The sequence below is a fragment of the Gordonia iterans genome (assembly GCF_002993285.1).
Classification (GTDB): domain Bacteria; phylum Actinomycetota; class Actinomycetes; order Mycobacteriales; family Mycobacteriaceae; genus Gordonia; species Gordonia iterans.
Genome location: NZ_CP027433.1, coordinates 3,869,970 through 3,889,911, shown reverse-complemented (window position 1 = coordinate 3,889,911; position 19,942 = coordinate 3,869,970). Strand labels below are relative to the sequence as shown.

The following is a 19,942-nucleotide window of genomic DNA, read 5'->3' as shown; positions in this document are numbered from 1 at the left end:
ACCTGTTGCGTTCTCTCGTTTCTCTGTTCGGCATCGTGGCGTTCACGATCGCGATGATCATCGCGATCCCCACGATGTGGAGTGTGCAGCACGTGGTGTCCCCGGACGGCTTCGCCGAGGCCGCGTCGCAGGCCGCCGAGCAGCGCGAGGTCCAGGAGTACTTCGCCGATCAGATCGCGCAGGAGGCGACGCAGGCCGTCGACCTGCCGATCGCCGGCACCGCGGTGAAGCCTCTGGCCACGCAGTACACGCAGAGCCCGGAGTTCGTCGCGGACTTCACCGAGATCGCGCGGCAGCAGCACGCGTGGCTGTTCGAGTCGCCGAAGCCGGATACCAGCCTGCACGAGATGGATCTGAACATCACCCCAATGGTCAATCAGGCGCTCGCCAAGGGCCCGGTGCCCGTTCGGGTGGATCAGGGGATCACCATCGCGGTGGACCAGAACCGGCTGACCGCGGGTTCGATGGAGAAGACCGGACAGCAGCTCACACTGGCCGCGTGGATCTCCGCCGCGGTCGCCGTCGCCGCCGGCCTGCTGGCGCTGATCGCGGCTCGCCGGCGTGTCGTGGCGGTGGCCTGGCTCGGGATCGGCGCGTTCGCCGCCGGCGTCGTCGGCGTGCTGATCTCCAAGTACCTGCTGCGCTCGGCATCCGACAGCGTCTCGGCCAGTGAACTGAGCACGCAGCAGACCGTGCGGGTCGTCGCCGAAGACGTGCTCGGCGGCCTGACCACGACGTCGTGGATCGTCGCCGTGGCGGGCTTGATCGTCGCGCTGCTGGGCATCGTCGGCGTCGTCGTCACCGGCCGCCGGTCGACTCCATGACCGCGGCGCCCAGCCCCTTGAGCTCGTCCGGTGGCTCCTTGAGCCTGTCGAAAGGTCTGTGGCGGGCAGCTCCTTGAGCTTGTCGAAAGGTCTGCGGTGCGCAGTCCCTTGAGCTTGTCGAAGGGTCGTTTCGACTCGCCTCGTTCCTCGGCGGCTCAACGAGCGGCGGGCAGCTCCTTGAGCTTGTCGAAAGGTCTGCGGTGCGCAGTCCCTTGAGCTTGTCGAAGGGTCGTTTCGACTCGCCTCGTTCCTCGGCGGCTCAACGTGCGACGGGTAGCTCCTTGAGCTTGTCGAAAGGTCTGCGGTGCGCAGTCCCTTGAGCTTGTCGGGGGGTCGTTTCGACTCGCCTCGTTCCTCGGCGGCTCAACGTGCGGCGGGTAGCTCCTTGAGCTTGTCGAAAGGTCTGCGGTGCGCAGTTGGGGTTGACCCCGTTTCGTGGACATCGGTTAAGCGGCCTGGCTGGTCGCTTCGCGAATCGTGATGTCTTCGAAGACTGCGGGAGCGATATTGCCCAGCGCGCTGTGTCGTCTTCGTTGATTATAGAATTGGTCGATCCACCGGGACACGGCGGTCACTGCGCTGGTGCGGGTGGCGAACTCGCGCCGGTCGTAGAATTCCGATTTCAGAGTCGACCAGAAGCTCTCTTGCTGGGCGTTGTCCCAGCACACCCCGGTACGCCCGACCGACTGGCGGACACCGAGTTCGCCGGCGACCGCAGCGAGTTGTGCGGAGGTGTACTGGCAGCCGCGGTCGGCATGGAAGATCACTCCGGCAGTCGCGCCGGTAGCCCGATCGCGGAAGGTGTGGGCGTTGCGTAACGCGGTCTCGACCAGGTCGGTGTGCAGCGAATCAGAGAATGCGTATCCGATGACTCGCCGTGAGCAGCCGTCGCGGACCGCACACAGGTACAGCCATCCCTGTCCGGTGCGCAGATACGTGATGTCCGAGGTCCACACCACGTTCAGTGCGCCCTGGTCGAAGTCACGGTTCACCAGGTCGGGGATCGAGTGCGGACTCTGGTCGGCGATGGTGGTCGCCGGCTTCCACGAGCGTGGACTGATTCCTTTAATTCCGTTGTTGCGCATGAGTTTTGCCACCGTCTTACGGGAGACGACCTCGCCATCGTCTCGTAGATCATCCACGATCCGCGGCGCCCCGTACACCCCTCCGGAGGCTTGGTGGGCGGCGGCGATCTTGGCCGTCAACTCGGCCTGTCGTTGCCGGCGTGGACTCGGGTCGCTGTCTCGGCGGGCACGCCAGGCGTAGTAGCCCGAGCGTGAGACGCCCAGGAGCCGAACGCACCGGCTGACGCTGTACTCGGCCTTCTCCGCCTCGATCAGTGCGAACGCCTCGACGGGTTCGACTGCTCGGCCGCGAAGAAGGCCGCTGCTTTTTTCAAGAACTCCCGATCCAGCCGCAACTCGGCGACCTCGCGGCGCAGCCGCTCAAGCTCGGCACGTTCATCAGCGTCGATCGCTGGTGGCGGGTCAGCCATCTCCGCGCGTTCCTTGGCCACCCACTTGCCCAGGAGCTGCTCGCCCACACCGATCTCGCGGGCCACCTCAGCAATCGTGCGCCCGGTATCGATCACCAGACGCGCAGCATCGGTCTTGTACTTCGGGCTGTAGGTCTTACGTTGTCGAGAACCCATGAGGTCCATCCTCTCGCGCCGGCACGAAACCGGCGATCAGGATGTCCACTCAACGGGGTCAACCTCACAGTCCCTTGAGCTTGTCGGGGGGTCGTTTCGACTCGCCTCGTTCCTCGGCGGCTCAACGTGTGGCGGGTAGCTCCTTGAGCTTGTCGAAAGGTCTGCGGTGCGCAGTCCCTTGAGCTTGTCGGGGGGTCGTTTCGACTCGCCTCGTTCCTCGGCGGCTCAACGTGTGGCGGGTAGCTCCTTGAGCTTGTCGAAAGGTCTGCGGTGCGCAGTCCCTTGAGCTTGTCGGCGGGTCGTTTCGACTCGCCTCGTTCCTCGGCGGCTCAACGAGCGAGATTTGGTGGCTCCTTGAGCTTGTCGAAAGGTCGGTGTCGGCGCTGAGCGCTACCCGGTCAACGAGCAGTCGCCGCAATAGCCGCCGATCGAGGTCCGGTAGTAGAGGCAGCAGCTACGGCGACGATTCTCCGGACCGAGTGCGGCCGCGAGGTTCGGGTACGCCAATGACTGCGCCACCACCGCGTCGGCGGCCGACCCCAGCTGGCCGCCCGCGCTGATCACCGACGACGCGGCGTTGCCCCACAACAGTCCGGCCGCCACATGGCCCCGCCAGGCGGCGATGAGCGGCTCCGCATGACCGCGCGCCACCTCGTCGACCGGACTGCCGCCCGGTATCGGATCGGCGAGATGCAGCACCGTGCAGTTGCCGTCCCGGCTGATGCGCAGCCGGTTCGGGTCCAGTGCGACGCTGCGCCCGGTGAGCATCGCAGTGCCGAGCGCGACGGCCCAGATGCGCGCGATGTACTCGAAGAACACCCAGGAGACGGCGACTCGTCGTTCGCGGGTGCCGAGGATCTCCTCCGCGTGGTCGAACAGGTCGCCGGCCATCGCCGGGTCGAGCAGATCCGCCGCAGGCCGCCCCGCTCCGGCCTGATCCGGGCCGTACCGCACGGCGAAGTACGAATTCACCTCGCGGAGCCGGTCCAGCGCCGCGGGCATCGGGTTCGGCGACTCCACCTGCTCAATCCTTGGCAGATCCGACTGTGCGCCAAAGGAACTCGTATGCCAGCGCCGATTTGAACGCGGCCTGCGCGTTGTCGGCTGCGCCGCCGTGACCGCCCTCGATGTTCTCGTAGTAGCTCACCGGGTGCCCGAACTCCTCCAACCTGGCGACCAGCTTGCGCGCGTGCCCGGGGTGGACGCGGTCGTCGCGGGTGGACGTGGTGACCAGCAGCGCCGGATAGTCGGCATCCCGGCGTAACCGCTGGTACGGCGAGTATTCGCGGATGAACGCCCATTCCTCGGGGTCGTCCGGGTCACCGTACTCGGCCATCCACGACGCTCCGGCCAGCAGCAGGTGGTAGCGCCTCATGTCGATCAACGGGACCTGGCACACCAGTGCGGCGAACAGCTCCGGATAGCCGGTGAGCATCACGCCCATGAGCAGGCCACCGTTGGAACCGCCTTGCGCCGCAAGCTGTTCTGCGGTCGTGAACCCGCGTTCGACGAGGTCGCGCGCCACCGCTGCGAAGTCTTCGTACACCAGGTGCCGACCGGCTTTGCGGGCCTGCGTGTGCCAGGTGGGTCCATACTCCCCGCCGCCGCGGATGTTCGCGACCACATAGGTGCCGCCGCGCTCGATCCAGCTGCGCCCGGCGATACCGGAGTAGCCCGGCGTGAGGGAGTTCTCGAAGCCGCCGTAGCCGTAGAGGAGCGTGGGGCGGGGACTGGTCCCGGCTTCGGTCGACCCCGGGTCTTCGCTGGTCGAGGTCGAGCGGGAATCTTCGCTGGTCGAGCAGGAATCTTCGCTGGTCGAGCGGAGTCGAGACCGCACCACGAAGTACGGGATCTGCGTGCCGTCTGCGGACGTGGCGAAGAACTGTTCAGTGATGACGTCCGAGGCGTCGAAGAACTCCGGGGCCTGCTTGATCACGCTCACACCGGTGGTGGCATCGCCGTGCAGGAGACTCGGCGCGTGTGTGAAAGAGCTTGCGGAAAGCCAGATCTCGTCGCTCTCGTCGGGGTCGGTGTCGAGCACGTCGATGGTCGCCAGCCCGGGCAGGCCGTCGATCGGGGCGGACTCCCAGTCTCCGACCGTGAGGAACTCGAGGCGAGTCGCGACGTCGTGCAGGGTCACCAGCACCAGGCGCGAGCGGGTGAACGCGTACGACTCCAGGCTGGTGTGCCGGTCCGGGGAGAACAGGACGCGGTGGGTGCGATCTCCGGAGAGGTACGACGGGTAGTCGAACACCAGCAGCGAACCCGGCGCGTGCGTCACCCCGTCGACGGCCCAGTCTCGACGCGGCATGACGAGCAGATGATCCTCGCGGACGGAGAAGTGTGCGTCGGTGGGGATGTCGATGAGCACGGGTTCGCCGTCGACCAATTCGTAGCTGAGCGAATTGTAGAAGTCGGTGGACCGCGACACGAAGTGCCGCTCATAGCCGGGCGTGTGACTGTACGACGCCCCGGCTGCCACGTCGGTCACCTCTCCGGCGAAGACCGTCGGCGCGTCGTCGAGTGGGGTGCCGCGGACCCAACGCCGGGCAGTGCGCGGGTATCCGGAAGTGGTCATCGCGGGTAGTCCGTCGGGAGTCTCGGCGAAGTCTGTGCCGACGTAGACGGTGTCTCGGTCGATCCAGCCGATCGAACTCTTAGCCTCTGGAAGGGTGAATCCGCCGTCCGATTCGGAGACCCAATCACGTTGTGCCACATCGAACTCGCGGACGACGGTGGCGTCCGCGCCACCGCGGGAGAGGGCCACCAGCGCGCGGTCGTAGTCAGGGTAGAGGAGAGAGACGCGGGCCCAGACCCAGTTCTCGCCCTCGGCGCGGGCCAGCTCGTCGACGTCGATCAGCACGTCCCAGTCGGGCGACGCCGTCCGGTATGAATCGAGGGTGGTTCGGCGCCAGAGGCCCTTCGGGTGCTCGGCATCGCGCCAGAAGTTGTAGAGGTACTCGCCACGCCGCCGCACGTAGGGGATCTTCTCGTCGGTGTCGAGTACCTCGAGGGCGCCGTCACGAAGCTCGGCGAAGCGCGGCGACGAGGTCAGGTCGTCGACGGTCGGCTCGTTGTGGGCGCGCACCCAGTCGAGTGCGTCGTCGCCGGTGACGTCTTCCAGCCAGAGGTACGGGTCTTCGGTGTCCACCCGGCCCAGGGTAGTGGTTGGCCGGTAAGGAGAGAGTCGAGTGATCGGTCGGTCGTGGGGGAGGGGGATTTCGACTCGCTGCGCTCGCTCAATCGTCGAGGGTCTCTTGGTGATCGAGTAGCCGGCGCGAACGCAGTGAGCGCCGGCGTATCGAGATCACCGGCCGACGGGGTCGGGGAGTTCGCCGGTGCGGATCGGGCAGCGGGTGCGACTGTAGATGGTGGGCATGCACTCGTTGCAGTGCGTGCAGCGCGAGACGGTGTCGGGGTCGGCGGCAATCCGCCGGGGCAGGTCGGGCTCGCGCAGCAGCGCGCGACCCATCGCGACGAAGTCGAACCCCTCGGCCATCGCCAGGTCCATGCTCGCCCGGTCGGTGATGCCGCCCAGCAGGATGATCGGCAGTGAGGTCGCGGCGCGGAGTTCCCGGGCCAACGGCAGCAGATAGGCGTCGTGGTACGGGTAGTACTTCAAAAAGACCGGTCCCGCGGTCTTGAGGCCGGCCCGCATGGCGCCGGTGAATGCGGCGGCGAACGACGCACGCGGCGGCCGCCCGTGGAACAGGTACATCGGATTGAGCAGCGAACTGCCCGCGGTGGGTTCGATCGCGTCGATGTAGCCGTCGGCTTCGAAGAGCCGCGCCGTCTCACAGGCCTCGTCGACGTTGAACCCGCGCCACGGCTTCGGTCCCCGTCCGGGCCCCGGAGCCCCGACACCGTCGTACATGTTGAGTTTGGCCCACACTGCGACATCGGGGCCGACGGCTTCCCGGACCGTCTCGAGGACCTCGCGCGCGAGGCGCGCGCGGTTCACCAGCGGTCCTCCGTAACCGTCGCGGCGATGGTTGAGCAGAGGGGAGAGGAACGAGCTGATCAGATAGTTGTGACCGCAGTGGACCTCGAGGGCGTCGAATCCGGAGTCGACGGCGAGTTTGGCCGCGGTGGCGAACTTCGCACGCAGTGCGGGCATCTCGTCCACAGACAGCCTGCGCGTCAGTGACATTCCCATCGGCGCCGGAATCGCTCCGGGGCCGAGCGCTCGGGCGCGGTTGGATTTCGAGTTCGACACCGCACCCGCATGCCCCAACTGAGCCGCTGCCAGTGCTCCCTCGGCATGGATCGCATCGGTCAGCCGGCGCAGACCGGGTACGGCCTCGTCGCGCATCCAGATCTGGTGCCGGTCGGTGCGGCCCTCACCGGAGACCGCACAGTAGGCCACGGTGCTGATCGCGACTCCGCCCGCGGCGTATTCGCGGTGGAACTCGATCAGATCGTCGCTGACCAGCGCATCGGGGGTCATGCCCTCGAAGGTGGCGCACTTGATCAGCCGGTTCCGCAGTGTCAGCGGACCGAGTCGTGCGGGGGCGAACAGGTCGAGGACCATTCCACAATTGGAACACGTTCTATTCTCGGGTTCAAACTTTCGGCTGTCCGGGGTGACGTCACCCGACGATGCCCCCCACAGAGCGGCCCACTGCTCGGCGCTCAGATCGCGGGGCAGGCTCCCTGACGGGATGCGCGTCCGCGATAGGAGGCTACGGACCTGTCCGCGGGGAAGGCCCGACGAGTTCGACACGATGCAGGCAAACCCGGATCCGCGGCCGGTGAACACCGCTAACAAAGGGCACAGTGGACCTCGAGCGGGTTTCTCGGCCGAAACACCGGGATGGTCCGGCGCGTGGTGGACGCCACGATCGTCGTCGTCCGGGTGCCTGCGCATACGCTCGGGTCGACGTAGGCTGAACGGCGTGACTGAACACTTTGACACCGTCGTCCTGGGCGCCGGCCCAGGCGGGTACGTGGCCGCGATCCGGTCCGCCCAACTCGGAATGAAAACTGCCGTCATCGAGGAGAAATGGTGGGGAGGCGTCTGTCTGAACGTCGGCTGCATCCCGTCCAAGGCGCTCCTTCGCAACGCTGAGCTGGCTCATGTGTTCCAGCACGAGGCGAAGACCTTCGGGATCTCCGGTGAGGTGAGCTTCGACTTCGGCGCCGCCTTCGACCGCAGTCGCAAGGTCTCGGACGGGATCGTCAAGGGAGTCCACTTCCTGATGAAGAAGAACAAGATCACCGAGATCGACGGTTACGGCGTGTTCGAGGACGCGTCGACGATCGCGGTCGGCGATCGGAAGGTCACCTGGGACAACCTGATCATCGACACCGGCTCTACCGTGAGGCTGCTGCCGGGCGTCGAGCTCAGCGACAACGTCGTCACCTACGAACAGCAGATCCTGACCCGGGACCTGCCCGAGTCCATCGCGATCGTCGGCGCCGGGGCGATCGGCATGGAGTTCGGTTACGTCCTGGCCAACTACGGTGTGGACGTCACCATCATCGAATTCCTCCCCCGTGTCCTTCCCAACGAAGACGAAGAAGTGTCCAAGGAGATCGCCAAGCAGTACAAGAAGCTTGGCGTCAAGATCCTCACCGGAACCGCCGTGCAGACGGTCGACGATCAGGGCTCGCAGGTGGTCGTCACATACAAGGACCCGAAGGGCGCGGAGAACTCGTTGACCGTCGACAAGGTCCTGATGTCCGTCGGCTTCGCGCCGCGTGTCGAGGGCTACGGTCTGGAGAAGACTGGCGTGGCGCTCACCGATCGGGGAGCCATCGCGATCGACGACCACATGCGGACCAACGTCCCCGGCGTCTACGCGATCGGCGACGTCACCGGCAAGTTGATGCTGGCGCACGTGGCCGAGGCACAGGGCGTGGTGGCCGCCGAGACGATGGCCGGTGCCGAGACCATGCCGCTGGGCGACTACCGCATGATGCCGCGTGCGACCTTCTGCCAGCCGCAGGTCGCCTCGTTCGGTCTCACGGAGACGCAGGCCAAGGACGAGGGCTACGACGTCAAGGTCACCAAGTTCCCGTTCTCGGCCAACGGCAAGGCACAGGGGCTCGCGGCCACCGCCGGTTTCGCCAAGCTCGTCACCAACGCCGAGACCGACGAGTTGCTCGGCGGTCACCTGGTGGGCGACAACGTCTCGGAGATGCTTCCGGAGATGACTCTCGCGCAGAAATGGGACCTGACGGCGAAGGAACTCGCGCGCAACGTCCACACGCACCCGACGATGAGCGAGGCACTCCAGGAGACCTTCCACGGCGCGATCGGACACATGATCAACCTCTGACTGTCCGCGGTGCAGAAGCCGGAAGCAGAGTCAGAACCGCCGCGGCCCCGCCTCCTCGCAAGGAGACGGGGCCGCGGCGTCGTTCTGGTACGTCAGGTCACTCCGCGTCGACGAACTCGGCGAGTTTGGCGTTGACGCTGTCTTGGATCTTGTGCGCGTAGCCCTCGGCCGGCTCCTTGACCTCGCCGACCGTCTTCATCGCCTTCTCGACGACCTCGCCGATCAGCTTGGCCTGCTCGATGGACACGATGTGGAACTTGCGGTGCTTGGCGAACTTCTTCGTGACGTTGCCGGACAGGCCGTGCTCGACTTCGAGATCGTTGATGAGGTCGAGCTTCCACTCGCCCGAACCCTCACTGAAATCCAGTTCTTTCAGATCCACCCAGACGGTGTTGGGACGAGTCGTCGACTCGAACACGTAGCGGAGGTTCGTCAGGTCGATCACCACCTGCCACAGCGTCTGCGAGGCATCCGGCTTGCCCGGCTCCGGCGTGCGGAACGGCTGGGCGGTGTTCCGGATGATGCTCTGCATCGCGGCGAGCGCCTGCAGATTGTTCTTCGGCTGCACCTGGTGGCGGACGTAGAAGTCGGCGCGGGCGAAGCGGTCTTTCGCATCGCAGGTGCCGGGCAGTGGCGCATCGCCGCCGATGCCGTCGTACTTCTTGACCAGTTCGAGCTGCTGATCGTACGACGGCGAATTGGTCATGACCAGGTAGTCGCGGTCGTGGTAGACGTTCAGCTCGCCGTCGATGTACTCGAGGATCGCCGAGTCGCCGCTGGCGTCGTCGAGGGCGAGATGGATCGCGGGGTGGCTGCCGCCTGTCGGATCGGCCATCGGGATCACCTGGGGATTGTTCTCCTTGGTCCAGGCGATCGCTTCGCCGACGGTGGCGAAGTTGTCCAGGTAGTACTGCAGCCACACGGACATGGCGAGCTGCGGGCGCTGCGGGTCCGGGGTGCCGTATTCGGACTCGGCCAGCCACAGCACGTGACCGGCCAGGCCCTGTTCGTTGACGCCGTCGGCCGACAGGATGTCGTACACGCCGGCGACGACGCTGCCGTATTTGGCGGTCCATTCGAGCTTGCCCTCGACGCGGTCGTTGCGCTTGATCCCGCGGGGGAGCTTCCAGAGATTGGTATGGAGATCCTGATGGAAGTCCATGTTCCGGCCGACGATGACCGCGCCGTGGGCGTCCGGCCACATCACACGTGTGCACATAAGGGTGGTCTGCTTTCGTTGAGCGGTTTCCGCCTTCGACGATAGCCTGCAGGGCGGCTTCGCGTCTCCCCGATCATGCGTGAATCGCCGCATGTGACAGGCGATTTCGGTGGGGGGCGTCGTTTCGTGCCAGGTCGCCCGACGAAGTGTGCCGATCTGCGGCTCGGGCTCGCCGCGGCGGGTGCGGATCCCCGGGTGAGGCGGTCGCCTCCGGGCGTCGTGCAAGGGTCCGGGAGATGAACCGATTCATGCATGAGTGCTTCCATTTCGTGCCGTTTCTCGCGATAGTCGTGGACTTCTGCGCGCGAGCGCCAGCGTCACCGTGCGCATCGGTGTACAGACGAGTCATGACCACAACTGTGCTGCGCAACGCCCGCTTGATCGACGGAAACGGGGGCGACCCGGTCGACGACGCCGTCGTCGTGATCGACGGCGACACCATCTCCTACGCCGGTCCGGCCGCCGGGGCGCCGGACGTCGGTGATGCTGCGGTGGATGTGGATCTGAAGGGCAACTCCGTATGTCCGGGATTCTTCGACGTGCACGTGCATCTGGCGCTGCCGGGCACCAAGGGGTCGCCGGTGATGATGGCGATGGTTCCGCCGTCGTACTGCTACTTCCAGCTGATCGATCGCTTGAAGGTGACTCTCGAGGCGGGTGTGACGACCGTCCGGGATCTGATGGGTGTGGACGTGGGTGTGCGGGACGCGGTGGCGCACGGGCTGATCGAGGGCCCTCGGCTGCTGGTGGCCGACAAGATGCTCTCCCAGACCGGCGGTCACGCCGACTTCCACATCCCGTCGGGGCTGAGCGGCACCGAGATCGCCGGCGGCGTGCTGGTGGACAGTGTCGACGAGGCGCGCCTGGAGGCGCGTGAACTGTGCCGCGAAGGCGTCGACGTGATCAAGGTCGCCTCCAGCGGAGGAGTCACCTCCATCAACGATCAGCCCGACTACCTCGGTGCTCGGGAGGAGTTGGTCGCGGCGCTGGTCGAGGAGGGGCAGAACTATGGAGGCCGGCCGGTCGCGGCCCATGCGATCGGTCTCAAGGGAATCACGGCGGCGGTCGAGGCAGGTGTCCGCAGCATTGAACACGGCTACGCGCTGACCGACGAACTCCGTCAGAAGATGGTGGAGAACGGGCAGTTCCTGGTGCCGACTCTCTTGGAGACCATGCACCCGGACACGGCTACTCCGCAGGCAGTCGCCAAGAGTGAGAAGTGGCACAAGATGGCGCAGGAGTCCATCAAGGCTTCGGTGGAAGCCGGCATCAAGATCGCCACCGGCACCGATGCGGGTCTGGTGCCCGATCACGGCACCAACCTCGGCGAAGTGGGACTGTTGGTGAAGTTCGGCGGCATGACGCCGTTGCAGGCCATCACCGCGGGAACCAAGACCTCGGCGGAACTCTGCATGGTCGACGACAAGCTGGGCACGCTGGAGGCGGGCAAGCTCGCCGACGTCGTCGTGGTGAAGGGCGATCCGAGCACGGACGCCGATCTGGTCGGAGACAAGGAGAACATCCTGCTGGTGCTCAAGGAGGGGCAGACCAAGAGCAACCGAGGCGGCTTCGCGATCTGACGCGCACGACGGCGCGCCCACGGGCCGCCGTTCGAGCGGTCGTAGCGCGCGTCGTAGAGGTCGCACCCCGTGCCGGACTTCGCGGTGCGCGTGCGCGAGAGGCGTCGAGCGGGCATACTCAGCCGGTGTGAGCCAGCGCACTCTCGATCAGATCCTCGTCGAAGCGCAAGGGCTGCTGGTGCCGTTCGGCGACTCCGTACCGGAGTCCGAGCGGCTGCAGGCGGTGGTCCGAGGCATTGAGCTGTATCAGCCAGGGGCGTCGACCGACTACTCAGGCCATCTGGTGCTGGTCTCGATGCCGATCAGCGGGGACGACGGTCTCGCCGCGCTCTGCGCGGAATGCGTCGACGCGGCCGCCCTCGTGTTGCCTGCCGGCACCGCCCGGGGACTGCAGGCGCCGGCCGCGCCGGTCCTGCTCCGCCGGTCGCCGTGGGTGTCGGGCGACACGCTCATCCGCGCGCTCGCCGGGATCGTTCGTGACCCGAACGCGCTCGAGGATCCTTCGGAGGCCTCCGAGCGAGAAGCGGCCCTGGCTGTCCGTCGTCGGCAGAGCGCGCTGCTGGCATTGCTGAACGGCACGTCCGAGGCGGCCCTGCCGGCCGCCGTCGTCGGGCTGCGGCCGGATCGGGCGCACGTCGCCGTCGCCGCGGAGGTCCCGACCCGGAGTCTCGAACGGTTCCGGCTCGCTCTGGCGGCAGAGTTCCCCGAGGAGTGCAGCGTGCTCAGCGAGGGGATCCTGCTCGCGGTCGTGCCTGTAGCGACGGCCGAGACGGCGGGCGACGTCGTCGAACGACTGGGAGCACGACTGCGCCGGGCGATGCGGTCGTCCGGGGACCTGCCGGTCGGCATCGGTCATCGGGTGCCCGGGGTTTATCAGCTGCACGAGTCGGCGGCTGCGGCGCGAGAGATCCTGCGTGCGCTGAATATCAAGCTGGGCGCGCGGCCGCTGGCTTCTGAAGGCGCCGTCCGGATCGCGTCAGCTGCCGACGTCGACGACGCGTTGATGATCGTGCGGTCGGGGGATGCGTTGGTGCCCTACGAGAACGATCTCACCGCACCGCTCGCGGTGCTCGCCGACTACGACCGCGAGTATCGCAGCGATCTGCTGACGACGGTCTACACGGCACTGGAGTTCCGCGAGAACATCTCTGAGGCCGCCCGGCAGCTCGGCATCCATCCGAACACCCTGCGCGCCCGGATCGACCGGATCCGAGAACTCTCCGGCATCGATCTCACGGACCCGGCGAGCGCGCTGCGCGCGGTGCTCGGCTTCGTCTCCAGCAAGCGAATGCGTGCGCTGGCCAGACACACTATTGACTCAGGAGACGCTCCGACATGACTGTGGAGTATTGACCTCATAGCTCGCTGTTTCGCGGAGATTTCGTGTGTTCTGCACTGTTGCGTCTCACGTATTTCGTGGATTCGATCGGTGACCGCCCGTTGTCGGTCGCCTAACGTCGTAGGCGTGATCGACGTCGCGCCTGCGACCGTCGCTGGATTGGTCCGGATCGAGGCCGGGGCCGCCGAGAGTCGCCCGTCGGCACGGCGGCGCCGACGCTTCGCCCCTTGTCCGGGGCCGGCTCGCGGTGGCCGGCGGAGCGCGATCACACAGTTCCGCCCGTCTTGAGGGGGGCGGGCGGAACGCCGAACCTGCGGCGCGAGAGCGCCTATAGTCACAGCAGTGCAACCCGACAGCGAGCGTCGCTGGCGGACGCCGGGACCGATCGACGTCGACGCGGTGCTCGGTCTCCACCGGCGCGGTGCCCACGACCCCGCTTACCGGAAGGCGCCCGACGGTTCGATCTGGCGGGCGGTGCACACGCCGGACGGGCCCGGTGCGGTCGCAGTGAGCTCCGATGCGCCTGCGGGCGAGGTGGTCGGTCGGGCGTGGGGCCCCGGCGCCCCATGGCTGGTGGAGAGTCTGCCCGGCCTACTCGGTGCGGGCGACGATCCGGATTCGCTGCCCGTCGACTCGGACGTGCTGCGGCGGCTCGTCGCGCGGTCGCGAGGCTTGCGGATCGGCCGCAGTGATCGGGTCTGGGAGGCGTTGGTCGCGGCCGTCATGGAACAGAAGGTGGTCGGGGCCGAGGCCTACCGCGCATGGCGGTACCTGCTGCGGCGATACGGGACTCGGGCCCCCGGCCCGGTCGAACTGCTGGTGCCGCCGCCACGCCCGGTCTGGCGGGAGATCACGGAGGCCGACTGGCACCGCAGCGGCCTGGAACCGGTCCGGATGCGTACCATCAGGCACGCGGCGACGTACGACGTCGAAACCAAGGCCGATGTTCTCACGGCCCTGCCCGGCATCGGTCGATGGACCGCGGCACACGTACGGTTCCGCGCACTGGGCGACGCCGACGCGGTCCCCTTCGGCGACTATCACGTGCCGTCGATCGTCGGTCAGAAGCTCGCCGGCGAACCGGTGGACGATGCGGGGATGGCGGAACTGCTGAAACCGTATGCGGGTCACCGGTATCGGGTCGTGCGCATGTGTGAACTCCACGGCGAGTGGCCGCAGCGTCGTGCACCGCGCATGCCGGTCCGCGACTACCGGCGCCTGTGACGAGTCGTCACTAGTGTCGGCGGCGGCGGGCGGCGACGGCGGCCGCACCGAGGGCGAAGACGGTCGTGCAGACGAGGGCGAAGTAGACCAATGCGCCGTCGACGCCCCAGGGCGGGGTGATCACCAGATCCTGGCCGGTGCCCCAGGTGCCGTTGAGCAAGGGCATGTACGCCTGGATCCTGGTTCCGTTCGGGACGAAGACGATCGCGTCCTCCATCACGAACGCCCAGAACAATAACACCGCCAGGGTGCCGGCCGGATGCCCGAGTACTCCGGCGAGTCCGACTCCGAGTCCGCACGCGAAGAACGCGAACACCGGGACGGTGATCACGAAGCGCCCGCCTTCGGCCGAGAACAGATCGACCTGGCCGTACACGGTCGGGAACATCGCCGGCAGCGCGGACATCACGACCGCCACCAGAGCGGCACTCACCAGTGCGGTCACCAGACCGTAATAGAGCCAGCGTGCCAGCGCCGACGCGGGCGCCCACGGATACAGGTACCGGTCCATGTCCCGGGCCGGGCCCCGCATGCTCGTGGCCTGAGCGTATGCGGCGCTGAGCGCTCCGACGATCACGGTGAATGTCAGAATCCAGTAGACGGAGTTCGACGACGTCGTCTCGCTCACCGAGATCTCGCTGCTGTTGAGACGCGAAATCCGCTCGGCCACAGCGGCGATGCCGAAAGTGATGAGGAGCGGAAGGACGACACCGGCCGGGACTGATCCGAGCAGCAAGAAGCTGCGCAGGCCGCCGGTGCGCACCCGCTCGGCGACTACTCCGCGACGGACCTGGCCGACCGGCGCGCCCGGATTCACGCGAGTGCTCCCGTCTCGGCAGGGCCCAGGGCTGCGAGATAGGCCGCCTCCAGATCGGCATGCTCGCCGACGAAGCCGGAGACCCCCACGGCCGGGCTCGTGGTACCCCGATCCACCAGGACGACGCGCGCGACGGGTCGCTCTGGACTTGCGGAGTCTCCGGCGCTGCGCTGCACCTCGGCCAGCAGATGTGTCGCGACGACGACGCCCCGGCCTCGGCTCGCGAGTTCGGTGAGGAGCGAGCGGAACCAGACGATGCCTTCGACGTCGAGTCCGTTGAGTGGCTCGTCGAACACCAGGGCGTGCGCGTCCGGGAGCAGCGCCGTCGCGATGCCGAGACGCTGACGCATGCCGAGTGAATAACCGCCGATACGGCGATCGCCGTAGGCGGCGACACCGGTGATGTCCAGCACGTCGTCGACCCGTGAGCGGGGCAGGCCGGCTGCGGCGGCCACCCACCGCAGGTGACGGCGGGCTGTGTGTCCGGGATGGACGGTCTCGATCCCCAGGTGCATGCCGAGCCGGCGGGCGGGAGATCCGAGCGAACGCACCGGTGTGCCGCCGATGAACACGGAGCCCGATCTCGGGGTGACCATCCCGCAGATGCTGCGAAGCAAGGTGGACTTCCCCGCGCCGTTGCGGCCCAGCAGGTACACCACCTCTCCCCCGGACACGGTCAGATCGACGTCGTGCAGCACCGTGCGGCCGCCGAGGTCGACGCGGAGGTCGCGCACCTCGATATGCGGCGCCCTCGGCTCGTTGAGCTCGCCTCGCTCGTTGAGCTTGCTTCGCTCGTTGAGCTTGTCGAAACGTTGCTCGCCGAGCTTGCTTCGCTCGTTGAGCTTGCTTCGCTCGTTGAGCCTGTCGAAACGTCGCTCACCGAGCTTGCTTCGCTCGTTGAGCTTGTCGAAACGTTGCTCGCCGAGCTTGCCTCGCTCGTTGAGCTTGTCGAAACGTCGCACGGCGAGCTTGCTTCGCTCGTTGAGCTTGTCGAAACGTTGCTCGCCGAGCTTGCCTCGCTCGTTGAGCTTGTCGAAACGTCGCACGGCGAGCCGGTCTCCGATCAGGCGTTGCAGTAGATGTTCAAGCCGACGGTCTTGACGCCCTGGCAGAGCGAGTTGTTCGCCAGCCGCCAGTTGCCGTCGATCTTCTTGAACTCCACGGTGGTGTTGACCGTCGGCCGACCGGCCGAGCTCGCCTGCAGCCGGGCCTGAATGGTGTCACCGCTGCGGCCGGAGATCTCGGTGATCGCGTTCTTGCCGCGCGGGGCCCGGAACAACCCGAGGTTGTAGACGGTCTTCGGCACGATGACGGCGTCCATGCCGCCCTCCAGGTTGCGTGCCTTGGCCTCGTCGGAGGCGTCGGTCTCGACCAAGAACTCGATGATGTCGTCCAGTTCGGTGACGGTCGGGTCGGCGGAGGTGACGGTGAAGTCCGCGGGGAGTGCGTACGCGGCGGCCGCGGTGGCGTGCAGGCCGAGTGCGGCGGCGGCAACGGCCAGAACGGTGAGCAGGGTGAGACGAAGGCGGCGGATCATGCTGTTCTCCTTGACGTGGGGTGGGATCGATACGGGGTGGAATCACCGAACGCGGACGGTTCGGTCGACGGTGTACTTCAGGGTCGGGCGGCGGACTGGGTGAGGCTCAGCCGGAGCTCGCAGGCGCCGTTCGGGTCGGGGCGGACGGTCACCGCGTAGTTCGCGGGCAGTGCTTCGGAGCCCGCCGCCAGCGCCGCCTCGAGGATCCCGCGGACCAGACCGCGAGCCACCTCGGGAAGGTCGCGTTCGAGGTCTTTCAGCGGACATCCGCACAGGGTGATCTCGTGGTCGCCGAAGACCCGCATCACGCCGAGGATGCGGAACCCGAGGCGCGTCAGGATGGTCTCTGCCAGCACGACCGGGTCCGGCACGTCGGTGTCGGCCCGCGGCAGATGCTTTGCCGCCCAGGCCCGTCCGACGTCGGCAGCTAGCACCTCGCGCGCCTCTGGGCTCTCGCCGGTACGGGCGATGAGCATGATCAGCAGATCGTCGATCGGTGGTGCGACGACGAGGCGGTACCCGACCTTCGGGCGCCCCACTCCCTCGGGCGGAAGGGCCACGGTCACCACAGCACCCTCGTCCACCAAGTTGTTGAGGTGGAATCGCGCAGTCGTGACATGGATGTCGAGCGCGGTGGCGACTGTCTGGGCATCGAGGGGGTAGTCGGCTTCGGCGACGAGCGAACGGACCCGGTCTCGCTGACGGGGGCTCATTCGGCTCGGTCCTCGGGCGCCGGCGGGTGCACCACGACGAGAGTGGCGGTCGCGTCGGTGCGGGCCTCCAGGGAGTGCGGGACCCGGGCATCGACGCGGACCGCGGTGCCCGGAGACAGTTCGTGGATCGTGCCCTCGACGGCGAAGTCGATGACGCCGGCCTGTCCGAGTACCAGGATCGGGTGTGCCGCAGTGTGATCCGGCATGCGTTGAGCTTGGCGGAAGGCGAGCCGGATCACCGTCTCGGACGCGCCGCGATGCAGGACGGTCACCTTGGGTCGGTCACCGGTGTCGTCGACGTTGGGGTCGGCGAGACCGGTCAGGTACGACGAAGCAGCGGGCTCACTCATCGGTGGCGGGCTTTCGCGCGATGATCTCGATGGCGGCGAGCTCCCGGCGGTACTTTCGGAAGACTTTCCGCATTCCGACGATGCGTCGTCGTGCATCCGGATGGGTCAGCACGTTGCCGGCGATCTTCAGGGCACGGAGCGGACCCTCATCGGCGATCATGCGACGCGGTTCCAGCAGGGCCATCTTCGCGAAGCGCACCTGCTCCACCTCGAACCCCGCCGCGGCGAACCGCTCGCGCCACTCGGCCTCGGTCAGCGGCCGCGCGTTCACTTTGATCGAGCGGGCCAGCGCCTGCCGGATCTCGGTCTTCTGCTCGTCGGTGAGGGTGTCCGGCTCCAGCGCCAGCTCGTGGATGGCATAGCGGCCACCCGGGCGCAGGACGCGGAAAGCCTCGCCGATGATCGCGTCTTTGCCGCGCTCGGACTGCATGGTCAGCATCGCCTCGCCGATCACGACGTCACTGCTCGCCCCGGCCAGACCGGTCTTTGCGGCGTCGGCCTCGATCACGGTGCCGCGATGCCCGACGACCTTCTCGGTGAGGGCGACCGCCGCCGGATCAGACTCCACACCGATGTACGACTTCGGGTCAGCGGCGAGGACGGCGGCCGCGGTCTTGCCCAGCCCCGGTGCCAGTTCGACGACGTCGGACCCGGTCAGACCGGCGTCGGCCAGCATGTGCCGGGTCAACTCCAGGCCTCCCGGACGGAGGACGCGCTTGCCCATCCGGGCGAGCAACCAGTGGCCGGGCATGTCCTCGTCTTTGCGGCCGCTGAGCGGTAGATCGGTGGGTGTGCTGACCTCGGACATGTCGGCTCCTGAATTTCGAGGGAAGTTGTTCCGCTTAATAACTTACCCTTACCTAATTCGGAGACCATAGTCCGTAGGTCCTCAGTCTCGGCGGTCGGCCTCCGCAGCCGGGCCGAATGCGGATCAGCGCGGCGGTTTGCGCGCGTGGACGTACTGGCCGACTCCGGTGATCGTCTGCTCCACGTCCACCAGGCCGAGCCCGGGCAGGCGGCCGACGATCTCGGTGCGACCGAAGATGCGCAGACCGGACAGGCCGGCGACCGCCTGCGCACCGGGCACGGCAGCGATCGAGGCCCGCACCGAGGTGAAGACGATCAGCTCCCCGCCGGGCGCGAGGACGCGGGCCATCTCGTCGAGTACCGGCAGCGGGTCGGGAATCAGATACAGCGCGGCCAGGCAGGTGACGGTGTCGAAGGATCCGTCGGCGAACGGCAGCCGGTGGGCGTCGCCCCGGACGAAGGCGACTCGTGGGCGCCGGTGGGTGTGCACGGCCTGGGCCAGCATCGCGGCGGAGTAGTCGAGGCCGATGTAGGCGCCGTCTCCGGTCAGTCCGCGCGCGGCATCGGCGGCGTAGTTGCCTGGACCGCAGGCGACGTCGAGGACCCGGCGCTCACCGGGCCGGGCGAGGTAGGCGCGCAGGGTGCGGTCGTAGTCGAGGGTCGACGACCCGCCCAGGCTGAATCCCCGGGTGAACAGCGGCCGCCAGGCGCGCTCGTAGATCCGGGAGAACAGCGGATTCTGCATCAGCTGCTCGGCGAGCGAGCTCATCGCGCACCGTCGGAGAACTCGTCGCGCTCGATCCGCAGGGTGCCGATGGTGGTCGCGAGCATGTCGTACTGGCCCACCAGCAGCACCAGCGCGATCGCCTTGCGTTCGGTCAGGTGCCTGCGGAGCGCTGACCACGTGTCGTCGCTGATGTCGCGGTCGGTGACAAGTTCGTCGGTGGCGCGCAGCAGGGCCGCTTCGCGATCTCCCCAGCCGGCGTCCGGGCCCTCCAGGATCCGGCCGAACATCGCACCGTCGATGCCGGCTTTGGCGCCGAGTCGCCGGTGGTGGTCGAGCTCGTAGTCGCAGCCGCGCAGATGGGCGACGCGGATGATCACCATCTCGGTCTCCCGGCGGGAGAGTTCGCCGAACGGCATCATCCGGCTCGAATAGTGGAGCCAGCCGCGGAACAGGCCCTTGCTGCGGCCCAGGGTGGCGAAGATGTGGGCGTTGTCGGTACCGGTCGCCAGCGACATCGCGCGGACGATGACCCAGTTGATCGGACCCAGCTCGCGCAGGTGGCCGGGTGAGACGCGTGGTGTGCTCATGACTTCGAAGGTAGCCGACCGGTGAGCCGCGTCACGTCGACCGCGGGCCGGCGTGTGTGCCGGCCGGTGTGAGTCGGGCGCCGATGCTGCGGGCGGGGTCGTTTCGACTCGGCTCGTCACTGCGTTCCTCGCCGGCTCAACGGGCGAGGGGTTCTCGCCGCCTCAACGTGCGGTGCGCTTTCTGATCGGCTCAACGGTCGTGGGATCTGTCGTCGGCTCAACGGGCGAGGGGTTCTCGCCGCCTCAACGTGCGGTGCGCTTTCTGATCGGCTCAACGGTCGTGGGA

18 protein-coding genes are annotated in these 19,942 nt (G+C 67.3%); 5 read left to right on the top strand and 13 right to left on the bottom strand.

Features of this window, described 5'->3' with window-relative positions; all coding sequences use genetic code 11:
• The first annotated feature begins 5 nt into the window (after window positions 1-5).
• Complete coding sequence (locus C6V83_RS17590; RefSeq protein WP_105943506.1) at window positions 6-824, top strand: DUF4064 domain-containing protein; 819 nt, start codon at window positions 6-8, stop codon at window positions 822-824.
• A 446-nt stretch (window positions 825-1,270) separates the two neighbouring features.
• Here C6V83_RS17590 and C6V83_RS17585 read toward each other — a convergent pair.
• The 4 genes from C6V83_RS17585 to C6V83_RS17570 form a co-directional block, all read right to left on the bottom strand.
• A protein-coding gene (locus C6V83_RS17585) for an IS3 family transposase (protein WP_234353794.1) occupies window positions 1,271-2,484 on the bottom strand; the annotation gives its coding sequence in 2 pieces (ribosomal slippage) (window positions 1,271-2,220 and window positions 2,220-2,484; 1,215 coding nt in all).
• A 381-nt stretch (window positions 2,485-2,865) separates the two neighbouring features.
• Window positions 2,866-3,495, bottom strand: a complete 630-nt coding sequence (locus C6V83_RS17580; protein WP_105943505.1) for a (2Fe-2S)-binding protein — start codon at window positions 3,493-3,495, stop codon at window positions 2,866-2,868.
• Window positions 3,496-3,499: 4 nt separating this feature from the next.
• Window positions 3,500-5,626 carry a prolyl oligopeptidase family serine peptidase gene (locus tag C6V83_RS17575; protein WP_105943504.1) on the bottom strand — a complete coding sequence of 709 codons (2,127 nt, stop codon included), beginning with the start codon at window positions 5,624-5,626 and terminating at the stop codon, window positions 3,500-3,502.
• A 156-nt stretch (window positions 5,627-5,782) separates the two neighbouring features.
• On the bottom strand, window positions 5,783-7,006 hold the full coding sequence (locus C6V83_RS17570; RefSeq protein ID WP_105943503.1) for an NADH:flavin oxidoreductase: 1,224 nt from the start codon (window positions 7,004-7,006) through the stop codon (window positions 5,783-5,785).
• A gap of 364 nt (window positions 7,007-7,370) precedes the next feature.
• Between C6V83_RS17570 and lpdA the strand changes: the two genes are divergently transcribed.
• Window positions 7,371-8,756, top strand: a complete 1,386-nt coding sequence (gene lpdA / locus C6V83_RS17565; RefSeq protein ID WP_105943502.1) for a dihydrolipoyl dehydrogenase — start codon at window positions 7,371-7,373, stop codon at window positions 8,754-8,756.
• Window positions 8,757-8,853: 97 nt separating this feature from the next.
• Here the strand turns inward: lpdA and C6V83_RS17560 are convergent, their stop codons facing one another.
• A complete protein-coding gene (locus tag C6V83_RS17560) occupies window positions 8,854-9,975 on the bottom strand; it encodes a linear amide C-N hydrolase (protein WP_105943501.1) in 1,122 nt (373 codons plus the stop codon).
• A gap of 347 nt (window positions 9,976-10,322) precedes the next feature.
• Between C6V83_RS17560 and C6V83_RS17555 the strand changes: the two genes are divergently transcribed.
• The 3 genes from C6V83_RS17555 to C6V83_RS17545 all read left to right on the top strand — a co-directional run bounded on the left by C6V83_RS17555 (window position 10,323) and on the right by C6V83_RS17545 (window position 14,118).
• The gene (locus C6V83_RS17555; RefSeq protein WP_105943500.1) at window positions 10,323-11,555 is read left to right on the top strand and encodes a metal-dependent hydrolase family protein; all 1,233 of its coding nucleotides are present in this window, start codon (window positions 10,323-10,325) and stop codon (window positions 11,553-11,555) included.
• 127 nt (window positions 11,556-11,682) lie between these two features.
• The gene (locus tag C6V83_RS17550; RefSeq protein ID WP_105943499.1) at window positions 11,683-12,894 is read left to right on the top strand and encodes a PucR family transcriptional regulator; all 1,212 of its coding nucleotides are present in this window, start codon (window positions 11,683-11,685) and stop codon (window positions 12,892-12,894) included.
• A gap of 342 nt (window positions 12,895-13,236) precedes the next feature.
• Window positions 13,237-14,118 carry a DNA-3-methyladenine glycosylase family protein gene (locus tag C6V83_RS17545; RefSeq protein WP_105943498.1) on the top strand — a complete coding sequence of 294 codons (882 nt, stop codon included), beginning with the start codon at window positions 13,237-13,239 and terminating at the stop codon, window positions 14,116-14,118.
• Between the two features lie 10 nt (window positions 14,119-14,128).
• On the opposite strand, the gene C6V83_RS17540 is transcribed toward C6V83_RS17545, so the two are convergent.
• The 8 genes from C6V83_RS17540 to C6V83_RS17505 all read right to left on the bottom strand — a co-directional run bounded on the left by C6V83_RS17540 (window position 14,129) and on the right by C6V83_RS17505 (window position 19,656).
• Entirely contained in the window at window positions 14,129-14,935 is an 807-nt protein-coding gene (locus C6V83_RS17540; protein WP_105943497.1) for an ABC transporter permease, read from the bottom strand.
• On the bottom strand, window positions 14,932-15,981 hold the full coding sequence (locus C6V83_RS17535) for an ABC transporter ATP-binding protein (protein WP_325027366.1): 1,050 nt from the start codon (window positions 15,979-15,981) through the stop codon (window positions 14,932-14,934). Before C6V83_RS17535 ends, C6V83_RS17540 begins: the two co-directional genes overlap by 4 nt.
• 17 nt (window positions 15,982-15,998) lie before the next feature.
• Window positions 15,999-16,472 (bottom strand): hypothetical protein, encoded by a 474-nt coding sequence (locus tag C6V83_RS17530; protein WP_105943496.1) that lies wholly within the window; start codon window positions 16,470-16,472, stop codon window positions 15,999-16,001.
• A 77-nt stretch (window positions 16,473-16,549) separates the two neighbouring features.
• Window positions 16,550-17,185, bottom strand: coding sequence for a helix-turn-helix domain-containing protein (locus C6V83_RS17525; protein ID WP_105943495.1), 636 nt, complete (start codon window positions 17,183-17,185; stop codon window positions 16,550-16,552).
• The gene (locus C6V83_RS17520) at window positions 17,182-17,535 is read right to left on the bottom strand and encodes a cupin domain-containing protein (protein ID WP_105943494.1); all 354 of its coding nucleotides are present in this window, start codon (window positions 17,533-17,535) and stop codon (window positions 17,182-17,184) included. Before C6V83_RS17520 ends, C6V83_RS17525 begins: the two co-directional genes overlap by 4 nt.
• A complete protein-coding gene (locus C6V83_RS17515) occupies window positions 17,528-18,343 on the bottom strand; it encodes a class I SAM-dependent methyltransferase (RefSeq protein WP_105943493.1) in 816 nt (271 codons plus the stop codon). Before C6V83_RS17515 ends, C6V83_RS17520 begins: the two co-directional genes overlap by 8 nt.
• Before the next feature lie 123 nt (window positions 18,344-18,466).
• On the bottom strand, window positions 18,467-19,111 hold the full coding sequence (locus C6V83_RS17510) for a class I SAM-dependent methyltransferase (protein WP_105943492.1): 645 nt from the start codon (window positions 19,109-19,111) through the stop codon (window positions 18,467-18,469).
• Window positions 19,108-19,656, bottom strand: a complete 549-nt coding sequence (locus C6V83_RS17505; protein ID WP_105943491.1) for a carboxymuconolactone decarboxylase family protein — start codon at window positions 19,654-19,656, stop codon at window positions 19,108-19,110. Before C6V83_RS17505 ends, C6V83_RS17510 begins: the two co-directional genes overlap by 4 nt.
• Window positions 19,657-19,942 lie beyond the last annotated feature (286 nt).